This is a genomic window from Streptoverticillium reticulum, from assembly GCF_047456005.1.
Taxonomy (GTDB): Bacteria; Actinomycetota; Actinomycetes; order Streptomycetales; family Streptomycetaceae; genus Streptomyces; species Streptomyces reticulum.
Genome location: NZ_CP179755.1, coordinates 3,081,453 through 3,094,642 on the forward strand (window position 1 = coordinate 3,081,453; position 13,190 = coordinate 3,094,642).

The following is a 13,190-nucleotide window of genomic DNA, read 5'->3' on the forward strand; positions in this document are numbered from 1 at the left end:
TGTTTCAGCCGGGATGTCTCAGGAGGTGAGCCAGCGGCGCAGCCGCTCCTCGCAGTGGTGGATCTTCTCGACTGCCACGTGCTCGTCGCGCTTGTGCGCGTACAACGCGTCGCCGGGCCCGTAGTTGACGGCGGGCACGCCGAGCGCGCTGAAGCGGGAGACGTCCGTCCAGCCGAACTTGGGCTGTGCGGTGCCGCCCACGGCCTCCATGAAGGCCACGGCGGCCGGGTGGGAGAGCCCGGGCAGGGCGCCGGGCGAGTGGTCGTCGACGACGAACTCCGCGATGCCGCACTCCGCGAAGACCTCGCGGACGTGGGCGAGGGCGTCCTCCGGGGAGCGGTCGGGGGCGTAGCGGAAGTTCACCGTCACGGTGCAGGCGTCGGGGATGACGTTGCCCGCGACCCCGCCCTCGATGCGGACGGCGTTGAGGCCCTCGCGGTACTCCAGGCCGTCGATGACGGGCCGTCGGGGCTCGTACGCGGCCAGCCGCGCGAGGATCGGGGCGGCGCCGTGGATGGCGTTGGAGCCCATCCAGCTCCGGGCGGAGTGGGCGCGCTCGCCGGCGGTGCGCAGCAGTACCCGCAGGGTGCCCTGGCAGCCGCCCTCAACCTGGGCGTCGGAGGGCTCCAGCAGCACGGCGAAGTCGGCGGCCAGCCACTCCGGGTGGGCGTCGGCGAGGTGGCCGAGGCCGTTGAGGTGGGCGGCGACCTCCTCGTTGTCGTAGAAGACGAACGTGAGGTCGCGGTTGGGCTCGGGGACGGTCGCGGCGACGCGCAGCTGTACGGCGACGCCGGACTTCATGTCGCTGGTGCCGCAGCCCCAGAGCACGCCGTTCTCGTCCAGCCGGGAGGGCACATTGTCCGCAATGGGAACTGTGTCGATGTGCCCGGCGAGGACGACGCGTTCGGCCCGTCCCAGCCCTGTGCGGGCCACGACGTTGTTGCCGTACCGGTGGACCGTCAGATGCGGCAGGTCGCGCAGCGCCGCCTCGATGGCATCGGCCAGTTCTTTCTCCGTACCGCTCTCCGAACGGATGTCGACCAGCCGGGCGGTGAGGGCGGCTGCGTCGAGGGACAGGTCGAGTGCCATGGGGTCCATGACCTGGAGCCTAACCGCCGGTAGGGCCGGGCGGGAACGCTACGGCCCGGCGCGGAGGGCAGGGACGGATGTTGCCACGTCTCTCAAGTAACGTGGGCGCATGCCCCGGATCTCCACCGCCCGTCGTGGCCGATTGCTGCGGACCGTCGCCGCCTGTGCCGTGTTGCTGGCACTGATCGGCTATGGCATCGCCCAGCTGGTGACGGGCGGCCCGGGGGCCCCGCGGTGCACCGCCCGCGCCCAGGGACAGTCGTACGCCCTCTCGCCCGAGCAGGCGGTGAACGCGGCGACGATCTCGGCCGTGGGGACCTCGCGCGGGCTGCCCGAGCGGGCCGTGACCATCGCGCTGGCCACGGCGATGCAGGAGTCGGGGCTGCGCAACATCCACCACGGGGACCGCGATTCGCTGGGCCTGTTCCAGCAGCGGCCGACGCAGGGCTGGGGCACCGCGGCCCAGATCACCGACCCGGTCTACTCGGTGGGGAAGTTCTACGACCACCTGGTGCAGGTGCCGGGCTACTCGCGGCTGCCGCTGACGGTGGCCGCGCAGAAGGTGCAGCGCAGCGGCTTCCCGCAGGCGTACGCCAAGCACGAGCCGGACGCCTCGCTGCTGGCGTCGGCGCTCACGGGCCGCCAGCCGGCCGCGTTCAGCTGCACGCCCAGCCCCGGGGACGGCAAGGCGGGCGACGCGTCGGCGGTGAGCTCCAAGCTGGAGCGCGAGTTCGGCCCGTCGGTACAGCCGGTGATGTCGAGCGGGGCGGGCACGGTGACGGTGCCCGTGCAGCCGTCGCCGCAGGCGCCGGAGGACGGGACGCAGCGGCGCGGCTGGGCGCTGGCGTCCTGGGCGGTGGCCCACGCGGCCGAACTGCGCATCGCGCGCGTGTCCTTCGACGGCAAGGTGTGGACCGCCGAGGACGCGAAGGACGGCTGGCAGAAGTCGAAGGACAAGAAGGACGCCGGTTCCGCTCCGACGGTGCACATCACCACCGTTCAGTAGTGCGACGGACCACTCCCGGGACGTACGCCCCGCGTACCGGAATTGCCGCCCGGCAAGCCGTCCGCACACATTCCCGAAGAAGCCCCAACTTCCTTGCGATGAACGGCTTGTAGCGCTTTTGTGCACCCGCTCGGCGGGTCCGGTTTGACGGGTTTCCTGCAGAGCCGATAATGCGATGCATTGCCAACTCTTTACCTCGGTCCACCGCAACCTTCAAGGGACTCACGCGGTAGTCACTGCGTCCGCTCGCCGGACAGCAATCGACCTCTCACTCCGTCACAAGGAGAAACATGTCCCTCCCCCTCACGCGTCGGATCGCCCAGGTCGCCCTGTTCGTCGCAGCAGGCGCCGGCACCGTCCTCGGCGCCTCCGGTGCCGCGAACGCCGCGGACCTGGCGCAGACCCCCGACCTGGCCAGCGGGCTGAGCGCGGCGGACACCTCGCACGCGGTCAACACCGTTTCCGGGGCCACCACGAAGGCCGGAGGCATGGCGACCGGGGTCGGCAACAAGGCCGTCGAGACGACCAAGCACGTGGTCGGGCAGACCGGCAGCGAGACCGCGCCGAAGCTCCAGGCGGCCGGCCAGCAGCTCACCGGCTCCGCCACCAGCGCCCTCGGCGGGGCCGCGGGTCACCTGCCCACCGGGCAGCTGCCGATCGGCGGCTGACGCCGTTCCCCACGCGGAACGCGCAGGGGCCCGGGAGAGCGACTCGCTCTCCCGGGCCCCTTTCGCATCACGGGTGCCGGGCCTACGCCAGGCGACGGACCGCCGCCTCCACCCGTTCGTCGGTCGCGGTGAACGCAATCCGCACGAACCGCTCGCCCGCGGCACCGTAGAACTCGCCCGGCGCGACGAGGATGCCGCGCTTCGACAGATCGGCGACCGTGTCCCAGCAGGGCTCGTCCCGGGTGGCCCACAGGTACAGCGAGGCCTCGCTGTGCTCGATCCGGAAGCCCGCGGCCTCGAACGCGGCGCGCAGCTTCGCCCGGCGGCGGGCGTAACGCTCGCGCTGCTCCGCGACGTGCGCGGAGTCGCCGAGAGCGGCGACGGTGGCCGCCTGGACGGGCGCGGCCACCATCATCCCGCCGTGCTTGCGGATCTGCAGCAGCTCGCCGAGCACCGCGGCGTCGCCGGCCAGGAACGCGGCGCGGTAGCCGGCCAGGTTGGAGCGCTTGGAGAGCGAGTGGACGGCGACGATGCCCTCGTACGAGCCGCCGCAGACGTCCGGGTGCAGCACGGAGACCGGGTCGGCCTCCCAGCCCAGCTCCAGGTAGCACTCGTCGCTGAAGACCAGCACCCCGTGCTCGCGGGCCCAGGCGACCGTGCGGCGCAGCTCGTCGAGGGACAGGACGCGGCCGGTGGGGTTGGACGGCGAGTTCAGCCAGAGCAGCTTCAGGCCCGCGGGGTCCAGCTCCGTCGGGTCGTCGTAGACGACGGGCTCGGCGCCGGCCAGCCGGGCGCCCACCTCGTAGGTCGGGTAGGCGAGGCGCGGGTAGGCGACCTTGTCGCCCGCGGTGAGACCGAGCTGGGTCGGCAGCCAGGCCACCAGCTCCTTGGAGCCGACGATCGGGAGCACGTTCGCGTGGCCGATGCCCCGGGCGCCGAGGCGGCTCTCCGCCCAGCCGGTCAGGGCGTCGCGCAGCGCGGGCGTGCCCCACACCGTGGGGTAGCCGGGGCTGTCCGCGGCGTCGGTCAGGGCCTGCTGGACGATCGCCGGGACCGGGTCGACGGGGGTGCCCACCGACAGGTCGACGATGCCGTCCGGGTGGGCGGCCGCCGTGGCCTTGTACGGCTCGAGCCGGTCCCAGGGGAAGACGGGGAGACGGGAGGAGACTGCGCCCACGTGATCGCTCGCTCTCTTGTGCTGGCTCTAGTGCCGGTTCTTGTGCTGGTTCTTGCGCTGGGGTGGTCCGTCCGGGGTGCGGCACGTAGCACCGCGGCCCCGCACGGCGCAAGGCCGTACGGGGCCGCGGGCGGCTGCCGTCAGTGCTGCGGGTTGATGTCCGCCGGCAGCTCGGCGATGAAGGGGTGGTCCCGCTCGATCAGGCCGAGCTTGGAGGCTCCACCGGGCGAACCGAGCTCGTCGAAGAACTCGACGTTCGCCTTGTAGTAGTCCTTCCACTCCTCCGGGGTGTCGTCCTCGTAGAAGATCGCCTCGACCGGGCAGACCGGCTCACAGGCACCACAGTCGACACATTCGTCCGGGTGGATGTACAAGGACCGGGAGCCCTCGTAGATGCAGTCGACGGGGCACTCCTCGATGCACGCCTTGTCCTTCACGTCGACACAAGGCTGCGCGATGACGTAGGTCACGCTGTCGTTCCTCCTCGGTAGGGCCAATCTCGCGCGGGAGCGCGGCGTCGTCGATGCCCACACCTAGTATCTCCCTCCCCGGGCACATGACGAACAAGAGGGGCGGGCAGAGCTGTGGAATTCACCACGGGCGGAAGACTGGAAGTCCGGATCACCGCGGCAGATGTGGGAAAAAGGGTCTCCGTGCGGCGACTGAACGACTCCGTCCGGTCCCCGGAACGGTTCACCGACACCGTCGGAGAGCTCGTCTCCTGGGAAGGCGGTGTGCTGCGGATCACTCGCAGGACTGGGGAAACCATCGAAATTCCCGAGCGGGCGCTCGTCGCGGGCAAGGTGGTGCCCGCCGCCCCGCCCCGCCGCCGGGGCCCGGCGGCCACCGTGCGTGAGCTGCAGGAGACCGCGGCGCGCGGCTGGCCCGCGCGGGAGACGGAGCGGCTGGGCGACTGGACCCTGCGGGCCGCGGGCGGCTTCACCGCCCGGGCCAACTCGGTGCTGCCCCTCGGCTCCCCCGGGCTGCCGCTGCCGGAGGCCGTGGACCGGGTCGTCGAGTGGTACGGGCGGCGCGGGCTGCCGGCCCTGATCCAGGTCACGACCGGGGACGCGGCGGCGGACGAGGCGCTCGACGCCGCGCTCGCGGCCCGCGGCTGGGCCGCCGAGCGGCACGCGCTGATGCGGACGGCCGCGCTGGCGCCGGTCGCCGACACCGGTGCCGACACGGGGGCGGTGCTGCTCTCCCGCGAGCCGGATGCACAGTGGCTCGCCGCCTACGGGCGCGAGGGCGGCGCCGAGGACGCGCGGGCGGTGCTGACGGGCGGGCCGTCGGTCTGGTTCGCGACGGTGCCCGGCGCGGCGATCGGGCGGTGCGTGGTCGACGGCCGGTGGGCGGGCTTCTCCGCACTGACGGTGGCCCCCGGGCGCCGGCGGCAGGGGCTGGGCACCCTGGTCATGGCCCGGCTGGCGCAGCAGGCGCTGGACGAGGGCGCCTCGGCGGCGTATCTCCAGGTCGAGACGGACAACGGCGGGGCCGCGGCGCTCTACGACGAGCTCGGCTTCACCACCCACCACGCCTATCACTACCGCCGCGAGCCGCGGCCGTAGTCACGGCCGCACCATGGAGGAAGGAGGCAGCCATGGACGACGCCTCCCCCAGCTACCGCTGGGGGGACCCCCATCGCCGACGGCGGTTCGCCGCGGCGGCCCGGGAGGAACGGCCCGACCTGGCGCTGCTGTGCCTGCTGGTCGAGCAGGAGGCGGCGGCCGGGGAGGAGGGCTGCGGCGAGCGCGCCGTCGACGAGGCGCAGATGGAGCTGGACCGCCTCGCCGGGCTGCTGCCCGCGCTGCTGCGCGGGGCGGAGCCGCAGCGCTGGGCGGAGGCGCTCGCGGAGCTGCTGGGCGGGCGGTGCGGCTTCCACGGCGTGCCCGCCGACTACCGGCGGCTGGAGTCCTCGCTGCTGGGCGCGGTGCTGGCGCGGCGGCGCGGCCTGCCGATCCTGCTGTCGGTGGTGTGGATCGAGACGGCCCGCCGGGCCGGGGCGCCGGTGTACGGGGTGGCCCTGCCGGGACACTTCGTGGTCGGCTTCGGGGACCCGTACGGGCACCACGTCCTGGTCGATCCGTTCGACGGGGGACGGATCCTGTCCGAGGACGACGCGGGGCTGCTGGTCGCCGGGGCGACCGGGGCGCCGCTGTCGCCGTCGGTGTTCTCGCCGGCCGAGCCGCTGGACATCGTGCTGCGGGTGCTCAACAACATCCGCGCGTGGGCGGCGGCGCGGCCGGAGCGGAGCGACGTTCAACTGTGGGCCGTTGAACTCGCTTTGCTGTTGCCCAGCCATCCGGCGCGGTTGCGTTTCGAGCGGGCGGAACTCCTCGTGGAGCGAGGGGATTTCGCGCGGGGCGCGCGCGAGATGGAGGAGTACGCGGAGGTCGTGGCGGTGGCGGACCCGACCGTGGCGGAGTCCGTCCGGCACCGGGCGCTTGCCGCGCGGGCGATGCTGAACTGACCGTGCGGTCAGCGCCCCGTAAGGGGCGCGGGGAACTGCGCGATCAGCCACGACGCGCCCGCAGTTGACGTCCCCGGGGCTTCGCCCCGGACCTCTGGGGTGGTGCGTCGGCTACAGGCCGTCTGTGGTTGCTCGCGCAGTTCCCCGCGCCCCTTACGGGGCCCTAAAGCCACCCCTTGTCCCGCGCAATGCGAACGGCCTCCGCGCGGTTCCGTGCCCCCGTCTTCTGGATGGCCGTGGACAGGTAGTTGCGGACGGTGCCGTTCGACAGGTGCAGCCGCGCGGCGAGTTCCGCGTTGGTCGAGCCGTCGGCCGAGGCCGTGAGGACCGCGCGCTCGCGGTCCGTCAGCGGGTTCGCGCCGTCCGCCAGGGCCGCCGCGGCGAGGGTCGGGTCGATGACCCGTTCCCCGCGCAGCACCCTGCGCAGTGCGTCCGCCAGCCGTGCCGCGGGCGCGTCCTTCACCAGGAAGGCGTCCGCGCCGGACTCCATCGCGCGGCGCAGATAGCCCGGGCGCCCGAAGGTGGTCAGGATGACCACCTTGAGCGCAGGCAGCTCGCGCCGCAGCACCGCGGCCGCCTCCAGGCCCGTCATGCCCGGCATCTCGATGTCCAGCAGGGCGACGTCGACGGGCGTGGCTTTGGCGGCGTCCAGCACCTCGTCGCCCCTGGCCACCTGGACGACCACGTCGATGTCGTCCTCCAGCCCGAGCAGGGCTGCCAGGGCTTCCCTGACCATGGACTGGTCCTCGGCGAGGAGGACTCTTACACATCTTACGGGCGGCTGATCGGGGGCGTCAGTCATACGGGCCAGGGTAGACACGGCGAAGCCCCGCCCATGCGCATCGGTACAGCGCACAGGCGGGGCTGAGGGGGCACGGTCGCACGCCCGCGCGGCTACGGCACCGACACGGGGTTGTCCGGAGAGTCGAGCCACACCCGCTCGCCGTCGCCGTCCACGGTCAGCCCAAACCGCTCGAACCCGGGCCGCCCCTGCCTGTCCCACCAGTGGTAGGCCACCAGCACCTCATCCCAGAGATTCCGGGGTCCAGACTGGTAGACCTCGAACTCATCCTTCCCCGGCACGTAGTCAGTGGTAGCCCACGACGTGACGGCCGTGTCCCGCAGCCAGAGCGTGTATGAACCGTCGTCGTACGGCTCCATCCACGGGAACGCGTCGGGCACCTGGACCCCGATCGCGAACATGACGTGCCAGTCACCCACGTCGTCCGGGGACAGTGACGTCATGGACTTCACGCCGTCCGCTGGCCACTTCCGCCCGCCCAGATACTCACGGACGTGCCGACGCTGGACCCGCTGAGCACGCATGCGCATGAACGCCGACGACCCCACGAACGGGCCGGACGCCGAACGGTCCCCGGCGACCGTGAGACGCGCTACCGCCTCCCCGCCGTACGTCGGCCCCCACGGGGTCACGATCACCCCGCCTGGCTTCACCTGCTCCCGCCATGGCGGGGGCACGCTGCCGATGGAGCACGTAGCAATCAGCCGGTCATAGGGAGACCGCTCCGGGTACCCCTGCGCCCCGTCGCCGACGTGTACCAGCGGACGGAGTCCAGCGAGGTTCAGGCGGGCACGCGCGTCCTCTGCACTGGCCTCGTCCACTTCGACGCTGACGACGTTCTCAGCGCCCAGCCGGTGAGACAGCAGAGCAGCGTTCCACCCGGTTCCGGTGCCGACCTCCAAAACGGTCTGCCCGTCCTCCACACTGAGCGCGTCCAACATCGAAAACACCATCGTGGGCATGGAGTTGGACGAGGTAGGTGACTTGCCCTTGCCGGTTCCGGTGTACGCACCGTCATCCCATTGCGTCGTGATCGGCGCGTCCCGGTAGACGGCTTCCCACCACACGTCAGGTTCCTCGCTGCGGATCACGCGGTCACTCTGCCGGTTCATGCCAGCGCGACCGGGCCAGATCGCATCCGGCATGAACGCGTGACGCGGTACCGCCTCGAACGCAGGGAGCCAGTCGCTTGCCAGGGCTCCCTTTTCCATGAGCACGGAGGCGAGCCCCTGGGGGCCCACCTCCTTTGCGGTGCGCTCGGTCACTTGCCGTCCGCCGGGTCCTTGCCGTCGTTGGTGTTGCCGCCCTCGTCCGACCCGCCGCCCCCGTGCTTGTTGCCCGAGTCGCTGTCGTCCTGAGGGTTGCCATCGGCCATGGTCAGCCACCACGCGTGCTTCTGCATGTCGTACCTCCGTTGTCGATGGTGCTTGGGTACCCGCCCGGCCGACTCCGCTTCACGGGGTGTGCAACCGGGTGGGGGTCTCAGTGGGCCGCGTGTTCGTGCTGCGGCTCCTCGGACGGAAGCGCCGGGATCTCCCGCTTCCCCTCGTTCAACTCAAGGCGGCGCACGAGGGCTACGTCTTCAAACGTCCGGCCGAACAGCGGGTGCCCCGAACGGCCCGTGTGCGACATCATCGCCACGTCCGCCGTCTCCAGGTCTGCCGTCGGCGCGAGCGTCCACCCGCACCCACCACTCATGCAGTGCGCCGTAACGGTGATCTCGCTGCGCGGGTGGGTACTGATCGCGTGCTTCACGGCGGGGAGGGTGATGCTTCTCGTCACGACGCCACCGCCGGGCGGTTGACCGGAAGAGCTACCTTGCGCGGCACATGCGGGTGATTCCGGATCTCCACGTTGCAGTCAGACGCCGCCGACTGGTTCGCGTAGCCCTCTGGCGTACCAACCCCCGTGCGATACGCCCTGCGCCAGTGAGCACAGTGCGCGCAAACCTTGCAGCCCTCCACGGGGGCAGGCTCCAGGGTCATGCCTGGCCCTCCCTGCCGTCGCCAGTGTCCGCCCCTGACAGACGCTTGCCCCGACTCTCAGCGACAATCAGCGCGTCGCCGAGCGCCTCGTACAGACGGGCCACCAGGTAACGCAGTTCCCCATCCGACAACTTCGGGGCACCCATCGTGGCGTTAACATGCCCCAACAGCTCAGCACCCACGGCGAGTTGCACGGCTTCCATGTCGTCGGCGAGCGCCGACAGCCACCCCGCGCCATCGGTCGCGAGGTAGCAGGGTCGGCCGTCATCCGTCGCCCAAGGCAGCAAGCGTGCGACTCCCGCCGCATCGTCGGCAAGGCCGCGCCTGCGCTGGTGATCGGCTTCTGTTCTGTGAACCATCTTGACCCCTGGCCTGCTCGGTTTCGGGATACCGCGAAGCTATGGCCACAGAACATCTCAATCCAGCTCCGCAGCACGGCAGTTGGAGAAGCGATCACTCGGAACTACCGCGCTACGTAGCAGCTAGCCCAGTACGCCCAGGTGGGTTGCCATGGCGCGCATCTCGGCGGTGAGCCTGCGCTTACGACGCTGGACGATCGCCGCCATCACGTCCTGCGCCATGCGCTGATGCCGGAGCCATTGCGGGTTGGCGTAGTCCACGGCCGTCAGCCGGTCGAGTGCCTTGTCGTGCTCACCCACCTTGACGAATGCCGTTGCCACAGTGAGGCGGTGCCGGTTCCACTCCTTGTCGGTCTCAGCGATGCGGGAGGCCTTCATGGCGTGGTCGGAGAATCGAGCCTTTCCGGTGGATTCGTCGATCACTCGGAAGGGGTCGCCGTTCTCGGAGATCAGCTCATCCTCCAGCCCCTTCATTCCGGCAACGGCGATATCGAATCGCCCGAACCGGTGCCGGGCACCGGGATGCCTTCCCAGGGCAGCAGCGGCAGACTCGGCAATCCGGCGGGCTTCCGCGCCCTCCTCGGGGCGGTTGTTGCGAACAGAAGCGGCAGCCGCTTGCAGGGCGAGCCAGCCCCACACGGCCAGCCTTTCCGGCGGCGCTTTCGAGATTCGCGGTTCCAGGCGGTCCGCTGTCTCGATAGCCGCTCGCTCCGCATCATCGAATCGCCCTTGCCGGAGCAGCAGCCACGACATGATGAACACGGCATACCCTGCCGTGTTCATGTCCTGCACCGCTCGCGCATCCTGAATCGCTCCAGACAGCGCATGATAGGCAAGATCGTATTGCCGAACCTGCGTCAGATACCGGCCGCCCAGCAAATATGCCTCCGCGCGGGCAGACAGCGCCTGTGTGTACTCCTCGCCATTGCCGAAGTAGGCAACAGCTGAATTCGCGTCCCGGATGATCTCAGGCATCTTGCCAGCCACGGAACCGAAGTTGTCCGAGTCGTACGCCGCTGAGCCAGCGCGGATGACTTCCAGGAGCGCGGGAAGGTTGGGTTCCTCATCGGGCCTTTCGTTAGGGCCGTCTGCGATTCCCAGGGGCGGAGTAAGCGCGCTCCGCAATTCGGCCAGCCCCACACGGGTCGAGTCTTCGCTTCGAACTGGTTCCGGTGTGTCGGATGCCATGAGTTGAGAGGTCTTCACATGCAGCGCGCGAGCCAGAATGTGAAGGGTTTCGATGCGGACGTTTCCGCCCTGTTCCAGCTTGGCGACGGTGGAGGGAGCGAGCCCAGCAGCGTAGGCCAACTGTTCCTGGGTCAGACCCCGTAGCCGACGATGCTTCCTGACGTTCTCCCCTAGAGCGCTCATGATCCCCGCCTAGTGCGTGTGGTGTCGTGCTCTCGTCCGGCCAGCGTACGCCTGGCCAGCAGCCCCGGACACACGGATGGCCCCGCACCCACCCTGACAGGGGAAGGTGCGGGGCCATGGAACCGAAGGGGTCAACTCCCGCGCCTCAACACGAGAGTTGAGGATCGGACACCCCGAGCCGGCGAAAGGGTCACCTTTGATTCGCAGGCGTGCGGGGCCTGCCCGTGCCCGCACCCCCGCGCCCCGCCCCGTGAAGCCTGGACAGAAAAACCCCAGACCCGTACACGGACGGGCGCGCTATTGGCCCCCGGCTCGGGTCGCTGACGGAGGGAGACCCTCGGCAGGGGGGTTAGCGGGCGTAACGGGCCGCGCTGCTGCCAATTGACGGTTATTTCTGAGTCTTCTTGAGCTTGAACGCAATCATTCGATTCGGATCAAGGATTGCTGAACCGCAAAGCGAGTCAACGATAGAAACATCCGACTTGACGTCAGCGGAGTAATCGAGCGTCGCACGAATTGCGTAACCGTTGAACGTCTGCGAACTCGACTTGCCTGCACCCTCGTTGGCGTTCGGTGCCCGATTCGCCAGCGCAAAAGCCGTCGTGTGGTAAGCGACGGCCCCCGTCAGATGAGGCGAGACGATGACACGGAAGTCAAACAACGTTCCGATCTCGGCGCGCGAAAGCATCGAATCATCTCCCGACGCATCCACGCGCTGAAGCCGTTCGACGTCCAGCAGGGCCCCGTACACGTCAGGGCCTACCGCTAGGAAACGGTCCCCCGGGTCGATCTCGCGCCGGACGAACTCGGCGGAGGCTGCGGCAATTGCCTTGAGCGGGACGGCCGGATCAATGACCACCGCATCCGCCGATTCGCTCTGAGCGTTCATGAGCGCGGCCAGGTTCTTCTCGATGTAGCGAGAAACCGCGTCGAGTTGCGGCATGAGAACCTGTCCGCCAAAGTCGCGGATATTAAGGGAAAGATCGCGAGTGCCAAGCTTTGCGGCGTCGGTCGGCTCATCGGTCAGCTTGACGTGCGCGATGCCTTCCTCTACGTCAGCGTACTCGGTGGTGCCCGTGTAGTTCTTAGCGGTTCGCTGCTTCGGCAGGCGGACGCCTACAACCGATCCCCGGCCACCTTCAAACTCCGCTTCGGCGTCACGGTGGACAGTGGCGCCAAGTACGGACTGGTACGAAAGCAGCCCCAGGGCGGCAGTTGCTACCTGGTCAATCTGAATCTTATGAGCCATGAATAGCCCCTTCTGTAGTGGTTAACGCTGGCGCCCGGCCTCATAGGCAGCGCGTTGCCGTGGGCTCATCTGCGCGAGCTGAAGTCGAGAAAACATGCGCTTTAGTTCGTCCGGCACGGGCAATTTGTTGAATACGTGCAACCGGATCTCTGCTGCCAACTCCTTTGGACCTGGCGGGCGTTCACTTCCCTCGTTGGTCAGATCGGCAGCCTTGGCGGACTGCTCTGCCGCGTCCCTCATCGCCGCCAATGCCTTGTCCTGCTCACGGCGCGCGTGCTGTCGGGCCGATGTGGCCTCGCGCCGATGGTTCACGACCATGCGGGCGAGTTCTTCCGGCGTATGCTGCGCGGCGAGTTGGGCGACGTTGAGACTTCCCGGGCTGTTGTCTGGCATTACATGTCCTCGAAGAACTTGTCCCACATGTCGTGCAGCTTCTGAGCGTCCTCACGCATTTGCATGGTGAGGGGGCGGCTAGCTTCGCGGGCATCTACGGTGCCAGCGCCGTACGTTTCGATGAGTTCGCGGCGACGTTTCCGGGCATCGGCAATGCGATGCTCAATCTTCTTGACTTCGACACAATGAGCCCGAAAGGTCTTCAAGTTGGTAGTACGAACCCCTGTCAAGCCTGACACCTTCCTGGTTCTGGGTACGAAAAATCCCCCTTACCGGAACGCGGTGCAGCACGTACCGGAAGGGGGGCGGTTCGGCGAATTGGGCGGCATCGAAGTGCGCTCAACATGATTCGCCGAAGAATCGAGGTGCGCCCCTGCGCGGGCGTCAACTGGCTTGCGCCAATTGGGCCGGATGTCTAGCCAGCTCAGAGAGGGCACCGCATCACGTGATGCGGTGATCACGAGTTCTGTGCCCTTACTAGAGCGTTATGGTTGCCTGGAGCGACACCGCTTCCGGCACTTCCCGCATACCGTTGAGTGACGCCTATCACGGCGCGGTGAAACGGTGGTTCGGAGGGCGATCCTGTTTTCCCTATAGGTTTCTTATGGCATTCCAGAAAAC

Annotated in this window: 16 protein-coding genes; 4 read left to right on the forward strand and 12 right to left on the reverse strand. The window is 69.1% G+C overall.

All coding sequences use genetic code 11. The features are described 5' to 3' along the window. Nucleotides 1-18: 18 nt before the first annotated feature. A complete protein-coding gene (gene dapE / locus ACMATS_RS13755; RefSeq protein ID WP_414168033.1) occupies nt 19-1,098 on the reverse strand; it encodes a succinyl-diaminopimelate desuccinylase in 1,080 nt (359 codons plus the stop codon). 100 nt (nt 1,099-1,198) lie between these two features. On the opposite strand from dapE, the gene ACMATS_RS13760 reads away from it, so the two are divergent. Together ACMATS_RS13760 and ACMATS_RS13765 are read left to right on the forward strand one after the other, a co-directional pair. After that, nucleotides 1,199-2,095 carry a hypothetical protein gene (locus tag ACMATS_RS13760; protein ID WP_414168034.1) on the forward strand — a complete coding sequence of 299 codons (897 nt, stop codon included), beginning with the start codon at nt 1,199-1,201 and terminating at the stop codon, nt 2,093-2,095. Between the two features lie 290 nt (nt 2,096-2,385). Further along, the gene (locus ACMATS_RS13765; RefSeq protein WP_390776363.1) at nt 2,386-2,763 is read left to right on the forward strand and encodes an ATP-binding protein; all 378 of its coding nucleotides are present in this window, start codon (nt 2,386-2,388) and stop codon (nt 2,761-2,763) included. A gap of 82 nt (nt 2,764-2,845) precedes the next feature. Here the strand turns inward: ACMATS_RS13765 and dapC are convergent, their stop codons facing one another. Both dapC and fdxA read right to left on the reverse strand, forming a co-directional pair. Beyond that, nucleotides 2,846-3,940 carry a succinyldiaminopimelate transaminase gene (dapC, locus tag ACMATS_RS13770; RefSeq protein ID WP_391152512.1) on the reverse strand — a complete coding sequence of 365 codons (1,095 nt, stop codon included), beginning with the start codon at nt 3,938-3,940 and terminating at the stop codon, nt 2,846-2,848. 140 nt (nt 3,941-4,080) lie between these two features. Continuing rightward, nucleotides 4,081-4,410, reverse strand: coding sequence for a ferredoxin (gene fdxA, locus ACMATS_RS13775; RefSeq protein ID WP_336414216.1), 330 nt, complete (start codon nt 4,408-4,410; stop codon nt 4,081-4,083). 114 nt (nt 4,411-4,524) lie between these two features. On the opposite strand from fdxA, the gene ACMATS_RS13780 reads away from it, so the two are divergent. Both ACMATS_RS13780 and ACMATS_RS13785 read left to right on the forward strand, forming a co-directional pair. Further along, nucleotides 4,525-5,508 carry a GNAT family N-acetyltransferase gene (locus ACMATS_RS13780; RefSeq protein ID WP_414168035.1) on the forward strand — a complete coding sequence of 328 codons (984 nt, stop codon included), beginning with the start codon at nt 4,525-4,527 and terminating at the stop codon, nt 5,506-5,508. A 32-nt stretch (nt 5,509-5,540) separates the two neighbouring features. Continuing rightward, nucleotides 5,541-6,410, forward strand: a complete 870-nt coding sequence (locus tag ACMATS_RS13785; protein WP_414168036.1) for a transglutaminase-like domain-containing protein — start codon at nt 5,541-5,543, stop codon at nt 6,408-6,410. Nucleotides 6,411-6,573: 163 nt separating this feature from the next. On the opposite strand, the gene ACMATS_RS13790 is transcribed toward ACMATS_RS13785, so the two are convergent. From ACMATS_RS13790 to ACMATS_RS13830, 9 genes are all read right to left on the reverse strand, one after another. Beyond that, on the reverse strand, nt 6,574-7,212 hold the full coding sequence (locus ACMATS_RS13790) for a response regulator transcription factor (protein WP_414168037.1): 639 nt from the start codon (nt 7,210-7,212) through the stop codon (nt 6,574-6,576). Nucleotides 7,213-7,304: 92 nt separating this feature from the next. Continuing rightward, nucleotides 7,305-8,477 (reverse strand): methyltransferase domain-containing protein, encoded by a 1,173-nt coding sequence (locus ACMATS_RS13795; RefSeq protein WP_414168038.1) that lies wholly within the window; start codon nt 8,475-8,477, stop codon nt 7,305-7,307. Further along, nucleotides 8,474-8,614 carry a hypothetical protein gene (locus ACMATS_RS13800; RefSeq protein ID WP_158688813.1) on the reverse strand — a complete coding sequence of 47 codons (141 nt, stop codon included), beginning with the start codon at nt 8,612-8,614 and terminating at the stop codon, nt 8,474-8,476. Before ACMATS_RS13800 ends, ACMATS_RS13795 begins: the two co-directional genes overlap by 4 nt. A gap of 80 nt (nt 8,615-8,694) precedes the next feature. Next, nucleotides 8,695-8,967: a hypothetical protein gene (locus ACMATS_RS13805; protein ID WP_414168039.1), complete on the reverse strand. Its 273-nt coding sequence runs from the start codon at nt 8,965-8,967 to the stop codon at nt 8,695-8,697. Nucleotides 8,968-9,193: 226 nt separating this feature from the next. Next, the gene (locus ACMATS_RS13810; protein WP_414168040.1) at nt 9,194-9,556 is read right to left on the reverse strand and encodes a hypothetical protein; all 363 of its coding nucleotides are present in this window, start codon (nt 9,554-9,556) and stop codon (nt 9,194-9,196) included. A gap of 123 nt (nt 9,557-9,679) precedes the next feature. Continuing rightward, the gene (locus tag ACMATS_RS13815; RefSeq protein ID WP_414168041.1) at nt 9,680-10,927 is read right to left on the reverse strand and encodes a helix-turn-helix domain-containing protein; all 1,248 of its coding nucleotides are present in this window, start codon (nt 10,925-10,927) and stop codon (nt 9,680-9,682) included. Between the two features lie 388 nt (nt 10,928-11,315). Then, nucleotides 11,316-12,176 (reverse strand): hypothetical protein, encoded by an 861-nt coding sequence (locus ACMATS_RS13820; RefSeq protein ID WP_414168042.1) that lies wholly within the window; start codon nt 12,174-12,176, stop codon nt 11,316-11,318. 21 nt (nt 12,177-12,197) lie between these two features. Further along, the gene (locus ACMATS_RS13825) at nt 12,198-12,569 is read right to left on the reverse strand and encodes a hypothetical protein (RefSeq protein WP_414168043.1); all 372 of its coding nucleotides are present in this window, start codon (nt 12,567-12,569) and stop codon (nt 12,198-12,200) included. Beyond that, nucleotides 12,569-12,799, reverse strand: coding sequence for a hypothetical protein (locus ACMATS_RS13830; RefSeq protein WP_414168044.1), 231 nt, complete (start codon nt 12,797-12,799; stop codon nt 12,569-12,571). Before ACMATS_RS13830 ends, ACMATS_RS13825 begins: the two co-directional genes overlap by 1 nt. Nucleotides 12,800-13,190 lie beyond the last annotated feature (391 nt).

Coding starts and splice junctions, on each gene's coding strand:
- ACMATS_RS13800 (WP_158688813.1), bottom strand. CDS start 8,614: ATGCAGAAGCACGCGTGGTGGCTGACCATGGCCGATGGCAACCCTCAG.
- ACMATS_RS13810 (WP_414168040.1), bottom strand. CDS start 9,556: ATGGTTCACAGAACAGAAGCCGATCACCAGCGCAGGCGCGGCCTTGCC.
- ACMATS_RS13820 (WP_414168042.1), bottom strand. CDS start 12,176: ATGGCTCATAAGATTCAGATTGACCAGGTAGCAACTGCCGCCCTGGGG.
- ACMATS_RS13825 (WP_414168043.1), bottom strand. CDS start 12,569: ATGCCAGACAACAGCCCGGGAAGTCTCAACGTCGCCCAACTCGCCGCG.
- ACMATS_RS13815 (WP_414168041.1), bottom strand. CDS start 10,927: ATGAGCGCTCTAGGGGAGAACGTCAGGAAGCATCGTCGGCTACGGGGT.
- ACMATS_RS13760 (WP_414168034.1), top strand. CDS start 1,199: ATGCCCCGGATCTCCACCGCCCGTCGTGGCCGATTGCTGCGGACCGTC.
- ACMATS_RS13790 (WP_414168037.1), bottom strand. CDS start 7,212: ATGACTGACGCCCCCGATCAGCCGCCCGTAAGATGTGTAAGAGTCCTC.
- ACMATS_RS13765 (WP_390776363.1), top strand. CDS start 2,386: ATGTCCCTCCCCCTCACGCGTCGGATCGCCCAGGTCGCCCTGTTCGTC.
- dapE (WP_414168033.1), bottom strand. CDS start 1,098: ATGGACCCCATGGCACTCGACCTGTCCCTCGACGCAGCCGCCCTCACC.
- ACMATS_RS13785 (WP_414168036.1), top strand. CDS start 5,541: ATGGACGACGCCTCCCCCAGCTACCGCTGGGGGGACCCCCATCGCCGA.